This window comes from Luteimonas colneyensis (genome assembly GCF_014836665.1).
Classification (GTDB): Bacteria; Pseudomonadota; Gammaproteobacteria; order Xanthomonadales; family Xanthomonadaceae; genus Luteimonas; species Luteimonas colneyensis.
The window spans coordinates 1-8,939 of record NZ_JACSQJ010000005.1; the positions used below are offsets into that span (position 1 = coordinate 1).

General features: G+C 70.8%; 8 protein-coding genes. 3 read left to right on the plus strand and 5 right to left on the minus strand.

Annotated elements, in window-relative coordinates; genetic code table 11:
* Window positions 1-169: 169 nt before the first annotated feature.
* Together H9645_RS09515 and H9645_RS09520 are read right to left on the minus strand one after the other, a co-directional pair.
* On the minus strand, window positions 170-424 hold the full coding sequence (locus tag H9645_RS09515; RefSeq protein ID WP_191729475.1) for an inorganic diphosphatase: 255 nt from the start codon (window positions 422-424) through the stop codon (window positions 170-172).
* The gene (locus H9645_RS09520) at window positions 421-1,848 is read right to left on the minus strand and encodes a purple acid phosphatase family protein (protein ID WP_191729476.1); all 1,428 of its coding nucleotides are present in this window, start codon (window positions 1,846-1,848) and stop codon (window positions 421-423) included. Before H9645_RS09520 ends, H9645_RS09515 begins: the two co-directional genes overlap by 4 nt.
* Before the next feature lie 196 nt (window positions 1,849-2,044).
* Between H9645_RS09520 and H9645_RS09525 the strand changes: the two genes are divergently transcribed.
* The 3 genes from H9645_RS09525 to H9645_RS09535 all read left to right on the plus strand — a co-directional run bounded on the left by H9645_RS09525 (window position 2,045) and on the right by H9645_RS09535 (window position 5,849).
* The gene (locus tag H9645_RS09525) at window positions 2,045-4,363 is read left to right on the plus strand and encodes a TonB-dependent receptor plug domain-containing protein (RefSeq protein ID WP_191729477.1); all 2,319 of its coding nucleotides are present in this window, start codon (window positions 2,045-2,047) and stop codon (window positions 4,361-4,363) included.
* A gap of 125 nt (window positions 4,364-4,488) precedes the next feature.
* Complete coding sequence (gene upp / locus H9645_RS09530; protein ID WP_191729478.1) at window positions 4,489-5,118, plus strand: uracil phosphoribosyltransferase; 630 nt, start codon at window positions 4,489-4,491, stop codon at window positions 5,116-5,118.
* Window positions 5,119-5,333: 215 nt separating this feature from the next.
* A complete protein-coding gene (locus tag H9645_RS09535) occupies window positions 5,334-5,849 on the plus strand; it encodes a winged helix-turn-helix domain-containing protein (protein ID WP_191729479.1) in 516 nt (171 codons plus the stop codon).
* Between the two features lie 3 nt (window positions 5,850-5,852).
* Here H9645_RS09535 and H9645_RS09540 read toward each other — a convergent pair whose 3' ends face one another.
* The 3 genes from H9645_RS09540 to H9645_RS09550 form a co-directional block, all read right to left on the minus strand.
* Window positions 5,853-6,755 (minus strand): MBL fold metallo-hydrolase, encoded by a 903-nt coding sequence (locus H9645_RS09540; protein ID WP_191729480.1) that lies wholly within the window; start codon window positions 6,753-6,755, stop codon window positions 5,853-5,855.
* A 77-nt stretch (window positions 6,756-6,832) separates the two neighbouring features.
* Window positions 6,833-8,602 carry a gamma-glutamyltransferase gene (ggt, locus tag H9645_RS09545; RefSeq protein WP_191729653.1) on the minus strand — a complete coding sequence of 590 codons (1,770 nt, stop codon included), beginning with the start codon at window positions 8,600-8,602 and terminating at the stop codon, window positions 6,833-6,835.
* 5 nt (window positions 8,603-8,607) lie between these two features.
* Entirely contained in the window at window positions 8,608-8,862 is a 255-nt protein-coding gene (locus tag H9645_RS09550) for a YfhL family 4Fe-4S dicluster ferredoxin (RefSeq protein WP_191729481.1), read from the minus strand.
* Window positions 8,863-8,939: the final 77 nt, after the last annotated feature.

The window sequence follows — 8,939 nt, forward strand, 5'->3', positions numbered from 1 at the left end:
GCGGCCGGCAGTGGGAGCAGGACGCGGAGATGCCGGGGGAGCACACCCCCTGTGTGCGCGACGGGCCGCGTACACCATCACGGAGCCGACTTGCCAACCCCGCAAGCATCTCTGGCCGCAGCAGATGCCAATCCAGCATCACCACAGTCAGGCTCGACCGCGAGCCTACTCACTTGGGAAATGAACCTCTTTTTTTTGCGCCGCGATGGCGCGCCGCGGCTTCGTCCAGCATCCGAAGCGCCTCGGCCGCGTCGCCCCAGCCCTGCAGGCTGACGCTGCCGGCCGCTTTGGCGGGGAGCTGCTTGTACGCGCGGAAGAAGGCTTCGATGCCGGGGCTCCGTACGCGGTGCGGGGGCCGGGCGCGTGCCCCCGGGGCCGGGCATGCGGCGGCGATGCAGCCGCGCATGCTCGCCGTCGCCGTCATTCCCAGCAGCGGTCGGCGCGGCCCTTGAGGGTGGCTGCGCGGATGCAGTCGCGCTGGTCGATGCGGCCTTCAACGTGCTCGACGATGCGCCGGCCCGATGCCCGGTCGCCCTCGATGGAAAACGCGTCGTACAGCCGTCCGGTGGCGGTGCGCGCCTCGTAGCGCAGCACGTCGCCGTCGATGCGCACCACCTGGAACAGCTGGGTGTCCTCGGCCACCGGCGCCATCGTGGCGCGCGCCTCGGGCGAGAGCCGGTACTGCTTGGCGCCGGCCACGCTGACCACGTACTGCGGCGTGCCCTGCCCTTCCACCAGCCCGCCGCGGCGGCCATAGACGTGGTCGTGCCCCTGCAGCACCAGGTCGACGCGATGGCGCTCGAGCACCGGCAGCACGTGCTTGCGCAGCAGCGCGTTGTCGCGGTCCTGGCGCGGCGAGAACATCGGCTGGTGCACGACGACGATGGTCCAGGCGCGCGGGCTGTCACCCGACGCGGCGTCGCGCAGCACGCCGTCCAGCCACGCCGCCTGCGCGCGCGCGGTGCCGAGGTCGAGGGCGGAGGTGCCGTCGAGCACCACGAAGCGCGCGTCGTGCATGTCGAACCAGTAGGTCGAGGCCTCAGCGCCGTCCGCGCCGTTGCCAGCCAGCGCGAACGCGTGCGACCAGTGCGCGCCCATGACGCGGCGCTCCTGCGGCGTGTCCTCGAATTCCTCCGCGTACTCGTGGTTGCCCATCGCCGGCGCCACCAGCATGGTCGCCGCGACCGGCGCGACGATATCGAACCACTCGCCCCATTCGTTGTCGTCCTCGCCGTCGCCACCGCTGACCAGGTCGCCGGCGAACAGTGCCAGGCGGGCCTCGGGTGCATGCCGGAGCGCTTCCAGCAGCACGCGGCTGCCGAGGCTGGCGTTCTTGTTCTGGGTGTCGCCGAAGTACAGGAACTCCAGCGGCGTGCCGGGCGCGGCCGCGGTGCGCAGCTGCCGCCACGGGCTCCACCAGCCGCCGGCGCCCTGCACGCGGAAGGCGTACAGCGTGTCCGGCTGCAGTCCGTCGACGTCCACCCGGTGCTGGTGGCCGACGCCGTTCCCGGTCCGGAACACCGAGGTGCGCGCCTCCAGGCGGCGCGGCTCGCCCAGGTCGGGCGAATCGCCCGCCACCACGAGTTCCAGCTTCGGCGCCTGCACGCCCGCCGCCGTGCGCCACGACACCTGGAAGCCGCGCGCAGGATCGCCCGCAGGCGAGGCGACGATGCGATCGGGATGCGCGGCCGGTGCGTAGCGCAGGTCGCCCGCGGGCACGAGCGTGTTCGGCTCGACCGCGCGGGACGCGGCCGTCGCCGATCCCTCCGCGCCCGCCGCGGACGGCGGCGCAAGCAGCAGCGCGAACAGGAACGTGAGGACAGCAACGGACAGCAGGTGCCTGGGCATCGTGGATCGACCTTGCGGAAGGAGTGTCATGAAACCGCAAAGTTTCCGGCCGCTGTATGACGGTCGCGTTGCAGCGGACCGGAAGCACGGGCCTCGGGCACATGCCGCGCGCAGGCTCCCGTTCGCCCGCGGTCACACTCCTGCCATGGGAGCGACATTCAATACCCGGATGACTACGTACCGGGGCCTCCCTCGCATGACCCGCAAGACCCTCAAGACCACCCTCCTTTCGCAGGCGCTCCTGTTCGCGCTGGCGGCACCCGCCGCGTTCGCCCAGGACACGGCCCCCGACGGCTCCGCAGATGCGGCCCCCGACCCCAGGCAGCTCGATACGGTCGTGGTGCAGGGTGAGATCGCCTATCGCAACCGCACCCAGGACATCGAGCCGGTGCTGAGCTACGACCTCGAATACTTCCAGCGCTTCGAGCCCACGACCGTCGGCGACATGGTCAAGCGCGTGCCCGGCGCCGCCTTCGTCGGCTCCGACGTCATGGAATACGACGGCGTGCAGCTGCGCGGCCTCGCCGGCGGTTACACCCAGGTGCTGATCAACGGCAAGAAGGTGCCCGGCGCCGGCGACGACCGTTCGTTCTGGATCGACCGCATCCCGGCCGAGATGGTCGACCGCATCGAGGTCCTGCGCAGCAACAGCGCCAACCGCTCCGGCGACGCCGTCGCCGGCGCGATCAACATCATCCTGCGCGACGCCTACGAGTTCGACGGCGGTTACCTGCGCCTGGGTGCGACCCGCTGGGACGACGGCGAGGTCAACCCGTCCTTCGGTGCCGTCGCCAGCGGCGAGGCCCTGGGCGGCCGCATCCTGGGCGGCATCAACGTGCAGGACCGCTACCGCGGGAAGCTCAAGCGCTCCGACCGCTTCTCGGACCCGTCGATGGAGGAACTGGTCAGCTGGGAGGACCAGGAGGAGATCAAGGACGGCCGCGACTACTCCGGCAACGTCTCCTGGACCGCGGACGTCGGCGACAGCGGGCGGTTGAGCATCGACGGCTTCTACGTCAAGACCGACCGCGACGTGACCGAAATGTCGTACGAGGAGGAATACGACGACGGCGAGGTGATCACCGCCGACGTCCCCGGCTTCAGCACCGTGGACCAGAAGAACTGGGGCATCGGCGCCGAGTACCGCTTCGACATGGCCGGCGGCACCACCGCGCTGGACTTCGACTACGCGAAGTTCGAGGACAGCAGCGTGGAGACGGAAGAGGCGCACGCCTACGTCGACGGCGAATGGGACGAGTCCGAGGCCGAGCGCCTGGACATCGACGCCAGCGACACCGAGACCAGCTTCAAGGTCGCGCACAAGCGCTGGCTCGGCGGCACCGAGATGGAGTTCGGCGTCGACTACCGCGCCAAGGAGCGTGAAATCGACCACGCCTACTACGAATTCGCCGCCGCCAACGAGGGCGACCCGGTGGTGTACGAGCCCGACACCGCGGTCGGCAGCCTGATCGAGGAGACGCGGATCGATCCGTACCTGATGTTCTCCGGCGGCGTCGGCGTGATGGCCTGGGAAGCGGGCCTGCGCTACGAGCGCACCGATTCCGACATCGAATCCAGCCAGGACGGCGACCTGGTCCGGGTGTCCAAGGACTACGCCGAGCTGCTGCCATCGCTGCACCTGAAGTGGGACCTGACCGACGCCGACCGCATCAGCCTGTCGCTGGCGCGGAGCGTCAAGCGCCCGGACTTCAACGAGCTGATCCCCGCGCTGCTCGACGGCGAGTATGGCGACAACGACTACATCGGCAACCCGCACCTCGACCCGGAGACCGCCAACGGCCTCGACCTCGGCTACGAGCGCCGCCTCGGCCGCCGCGGCGTGGTCGGCATCAACCTCTTCTACCGCGACATCGACAACCTGATCGAGCTGGTCAACACCGGCGAGCCCAGCGATGAAATGATCGGCACCTGGGAGGACATGGTCGACGACGGCGAGTACGCCACCGTCGAGGAGGCCATGGCCGCCGAGCCCGCCAACAGCTGGGTGTTCACTTCGGCCAACGTCGGCGACGGCAAGGTCTACGGCCTCGAGTTCGACGTCTCCACCCCGCTCGCGGCCTTCGGCATGGAGAACACCGGCGTGTTCATGAACTACGCCTACGTGAAGTCCGACGTCGACGATTTCATGGGCGGGCGCCGCTTCAACAACCAGGCCAGGTCGACCTTCAACGTCGGCTTCATCCAGGACCTGCCGACGCTCGACGCCAGCTTCGGCCTGTCGTACCGCAAGCAGGGCGACGCCTACGAGCGCATCGTCGGCGAAGAGGTCACCATCAGCTACGGCGAGGACCTCGAAGCCTTCGTCGAGAAGCGGTTCGGCAGCAGTTTCTCGCTGCGCTTCACCGCGGCCAACCTGCTGGATGCCTCGAAGGACGAGGTCTTCCACAAGTTCAACACCATCGAAGACCAGTTCGCGCGCGACTACGACGAGTTCGAGCTGGAGACCGAAGAAGCCGGCCCCAGCTACCAGCTGGTCATGCGCTGGGCGTTCTGAACCGGGCGCACCTGCCCACCGATCCACGGGGAAGCCGGCCAAGGGGCCGGCTTTTTCGTGGCCGGCATGCACGCGGCGGCGACTTTGTTGCAGACTGCCGGCATCCCTCCCGAGGCTCCACCACGTTGAAGATCGTCGAAGCCCGCCATCCCCTCGTGCAGCACAAGCTCGGCCTCATGCGCCGCGCCGACAACAGCACCAAGACCTTCCGCGAGCTGGCGGGCGAGGTCGCGGCGCTGCTCACCTACGAGGCCACCGCCGACCTCGAGTGCGAGGACGCCGAGGTCGAAGGCTGGGCCGGCCCGGTGCGCGTGCGCCGCATCAAGGGCCGCAAGATCACCCTGGTGCCGATCCTGCGCGCAGGCCTGGGCATGCTGCCCGGCGTGCTGGAGCTGATCCCCGCAGCCAAGGTCGGCGTGGTCGGCATCCGCCGCGACGAATCCACGCTCGAAGCCATGGCCTACTACGAGAACCTGGTGGGCGACATGGCCGACCGCACCGCGCTGATCCTCGACCCGATGCTGGCCACGGGCGGCACGCTGGTGGCCACGGTCGACATGCTGAAGAAGGCCGGCTGCACGCGGATCAAGGGGCTGTTCCTGGTGGCCGCACCGGAGGGCCTGCGGGCGCTCGAGGCCCGTCATCCGGACGTGGAGGTCTACGTGGCCTCGATCGACGAGCGCCTGAACGATCTCGGCTACATCCTCCCCGGCCTCGGCGACGCCGGCGACAAGATCTTCGGCACCCGCGCCTGAGGGGCGTCGCGCGGGCGCAGGGCGCGCGTCCGCGCTGTCCTGCCCGCCTGGCATCCCGCGTTGCCCGGGATGTGGCCACCGCTCCGCTCCCGCCGACGCCTCCGGCCCCCGAGGGCCCGCTCCCGCACGCCAGCGCACCGCCGGCGAGGGAATGGCTGTTCGGCCGCTACCGCCTCGTGCCCGCGTCCCGGAGCCTGCATGCCGGTGAGCGCCGCATGGAGCTGGATGCCCGCGCGCTGGCGGTGCTGGAGTGCCTGCTGCGGCAGGCCGATTCCGTGGTGCCGCGCGCAAGCCTGATCGCCGAGGCCTGGCCGGGCGTCGATGTCGTCTTCGACAGCGCGGTGTCCAAGGTCATGCGCCGCCTTCGCGTGGCGCTGGGCGACCCCCACGGCAACGTCCTGCAGACCATCTACGGCGAGGGTTATCGCCTCGCCCTGCCGGCGACGCTGCTGCCGCCGATGCCTGCATCGCCCACGCTCGCGCAGCGGCCGCCGGGACTGCGGAACGGAGCGGCGCACGGCCAGGCGACCTCGCGCGATGGCATGCCGGACCCCACCTCGCCCACACCGAAGCTGCAGCTGGTGCCGGATCCCGGCAAAGACGACGCGGGGATTCCGCGACGCGGGCCGCGCGCCGCCTGGCTGGTCTGGTTGCCGTGGACGATCGCCGCGCTCGCCACCCTGCTCGCCGGCTGCCTGGCCTGGCTGCTGCACCGCGCGGGGGCGGGCTGATCCTCAGCCCGGGCCGGTGGCTCCGAGGCTGCGCGCCTGCAGTCGCCGCACCTGGTGCACGCCGCTGAAGCGGCCGCGTGCGTCGCGCTCGAGCCCCGCGAGCGCGCAGTCCGGATCGTGGGTGAAATACAGGTGCACGCCGCGCGCGAACGCGTCGTCGAGGAAGGCCTGCTTCTCGTCGATCAGGGTCTCGGCGCAGCGGTCGTAGCCCATGGTGATCGGCACGTGCACCCAGGGCAGGCCGGGCACGAGGTCGGCGCAGAACACGACGCCGCCGTGATGGCCGTCGTCGCGGCGCTCAGGCCCGAGGATCTCGGCGAGCATCATCCCCGGCGTGTGGCCGTGGCTCCAGTGGAAGCGCACGGCATCGCCCAGCGCCGGCGTGCGCTCGCCGTCGACCAGCTCCACGCGGCCGCTGGACTCGAGCAGCGGCAGCAGCGCCGGGATGTAGCTGGCGCGGTCGCGCGGGTGCGGGTCGTGCGCGCGCTCCCACTGCTCGCGACCGATGACGAAGGTGGCCCTGGGGAACAGCAGCTCCGGGTCCCGACCCTCCTCCCAGGCCGACAGCAGTCCGCCGGCGTGGTCGAAATGCAGGTGGCTCAGCACCACCACGTCGACGTCCTCGTGGCCGAACCCGGCCTCGCGCAGCGAGTCCAGCAGCACGTGGCCGTCGCCGCCGATGGCGTAGCGCTCGCGCAGCTTCGGCTCGAAGAAGGCACCGATGCCGGCCTCGAACAGCACCGTGCGGCCGTTGAGCGGCGTCGCCAGCAGCGCACGCGTGGCGAGCTGGATGCGGTTCTCCGCGTCCGGCTGCATCCACTTCGACCACATCGTCCGCGGCGCGTTGCCGAACATGGAGCCGCCGTCGAGCCGCTGGGTATTGCCTTCGATCGACCAGAGTTTCATGCGGGTATCCTCGTGCCCATTCGCCACTGTCCCTCGTTGGCCTGCAGATTCATGGTCAGCGGCCGATGGCGCCCGGGTCAGGGGCCGGTGGTGCGGACTTCGGCCTTGCCTACGGGGTTGCGCGGGTCGGTGCCCGCCTCCATGCGGTTGCCGGCGATGTCCCAGGCCACGGTCTGGAAGTTGCCCCAGGCATCGCTGGAGCGGCGGCCCTCGGCCACTTCGTCCTCGGGGCGCACCACTGTGTGGCCCATCGCACGCAGTGCCTTCGCGGTCGCGACGTCGAAGGTGCCGGCCTCGGCCTGGATCGCGTCCGGCATCCACTGGTGGTGGTAGCGCGGCAGCGCGGCGACGTCGGCCGCCGACAGCCCCGCGTCGTAGCCGAGCACGCCCAGCAGCACCATGGTGATGATGCGGCTGCCGCCCGGCGTGCCGAGCACGGCGATCCGGTCGTCGGACAGCATGAAGGTCGGCACCATCGAACTCAGCATGCGCTTGCCGGGCTCCGGCGCGTTGGCGTCGAAGCCCATGACGCCGAAGGCGTTCGGCGTGCCCGGCTTGAGCGCGAAGTCGTCCATCTCGTTGTTGAGCAGCACGCCGGTGCCCGGCGCCACCAGGCCGGAGCCGTACAGCAGGTTGACCGTCTGGGTCGCGCCGACGCGGTTGCCCTCGGCGTCGATGATCGAGAAGTGCGTGGTCTCCTCGTCCTCGAGCGGCGTCGCCGCGCCGGACAGCAGCTCGCTGGGGGTCGCGCGCTCCGGATGGATGGTGGCGCGCAGGCCGGCGGCGTAGTCGGGACTCGTGAGCAGGCGCTGCGGCACGTCCACGAAATCGGGATCGCCCAGGTAGAAGGTGCGGTCGCGGAAGGCGCGGCGCATCGACTCGACGACCAGGTGGGTGCGATGCGCCTCGTCCATGCCGGCGAGGTCGTACGGCGCCAGGATCTGCAGCATCTGCGCCAGCGCGATGCCGCCCGACGACGGCGGCGGCGCGGTGACGATGTCCCAGTCGCGGTAGCGGAAGCGCACCGGCTCGCGCTCGCGCACGCGGTAGGCGGCGAGTTCGGCGGCGGTCCACTGCCCGCCTTCGGCGTTGACTCCCGCGACCAGCTTCGCGCCGACATCGCCGGCGTAGAAGCCGTCGAAGCCGTGTTCGGCCAGCAGTTCCAGGGTGCGCGCGAGGTCGGGCTGGCGGAACAGGTCGCCTTCGCGGATCGGGCGTCCGCCGGCCAGGTAGACCTCGCGCGTGCCCGGGTAACGCTCCATCACCGCGCGCCGTGCCTCGTAGCCGCGCGCCATGCGCCCGTAGACCGGGAAACCTTCGCGGGCGATGCGGATCGCCGGCGCCAGCGTGCGCGACAGCGGCAACCTGCCGTACTGCTGCTGGATGTGGACGAAGGCCGCGGGCAGGCCCGGGATGCCGGCGGACCAGGCGCCGTTGGTGGCGCGGTCGCGGTCGAATTCGCCGTCGGCGTCGAGGTAGCGCTCCGGCGTCGCGGCCGCGGGCGAAGTCTCGCGCGCGTCAACGAAGACGTCGCGCCCGCTCTTCGCGTCGTGCAGCAGGAAGAAGCCGCCGCCGCCGATGCCGGAGCTGATCGGCTCGACCACCGACAGCACCGCCGACACCGCGATCGCCGCGTCGAAGGCGTTGCCGCCGTCGGCCAGCACCTCCATGCCGGCGTCGGTGGCCAGCGCGTGCGCCGACGCGATCGCGGCGCCCGGAGGCGTGGCAGCGGGCGCCGGGGCAGCGTGCGCGGCGGCCCGTGGCGCCTGGCCATCGGCGGCCGCCACCAGGCTCGCTGGAACCAGGGCGAGCAGCAGCGGCAGCGCCATCCGGCGCAGCAGGATCATCGGCCTCATGCAGCCTTCTCCGTCAGCCGCAGGAGCTTGGCCAGCAGCTGGTCGTGGGTTTCGGGGTTGTCGGGATCCGGGTCGATGCACTCGACCGGGCAGACGACGACGCACTGCGCCTCGTCGAAATGACCCACGCATTCGGTGCAGCGCGCTGGATCGATGACGTAGACGGTTTCTCCCTGCGAGATGGCCTCGTTCGGACACGCAGGCTCGCAGACGTCGCAGTTGATGCAGAGCTCGTTGATGCGCAGCGCCATGGGGCCATTGTAGACCCTGGGCGTGCGGGCCGGGGGGGGGGGGGCGCTACAGCTGCGACCACCCAGGCCCATTTGCG

Coding starts and splice junctions, on each gene's coding strand:
- H9645_RS09515 (WP_191729475.1), bottom strand. CDS start 424: ATGACGGCGACGGCGAGCATGCGCGGCTGCATCGCCGCCGCATGCCCG.
- H9645_RS09520 (WP_191729476.1), bottom strand. CDS start 1,848: ATGCCCAGGCACCTGCTGTCCGTTGCTGTCCTCACGTTCCTGTTCGCG.
- H9645_RS09525 (WP_191729477.1), top strand. CDS start 2,045: ATGACCCGCAAGACCCTCAAGACCACCCTCCTTTCGCAGGCGCTCCTG.
- H9645_RS09535 (WP_191729479.1), top strand. CDS start 5,334: ATGGAGCTGGATGCCCGCGCGCTGGCGGTGCTGGAGTGCCTGCTGCGG.
- H9645_RS09540 (WP_191729480.1), bottom strand. CDS start 6,755: ATGAAACTCTGGTCGATCGAAGGCAATACCCAGCGGCTCGACGGCGGC.
- ggt (WP_191729653.1), bottom strand. CDS start 8,602: ATGATCCTGCTGCGCCGGATGGCGCTGCCGCTGCTGCTCGCCCTGGTT.
- H9645_RS09550 (WP_191729481.1), bottom strand. CDS start 8,862: ATGGCGCTGCGCATCAACGAGCTCTGCATCAACTGCGACGTCTGCGAG.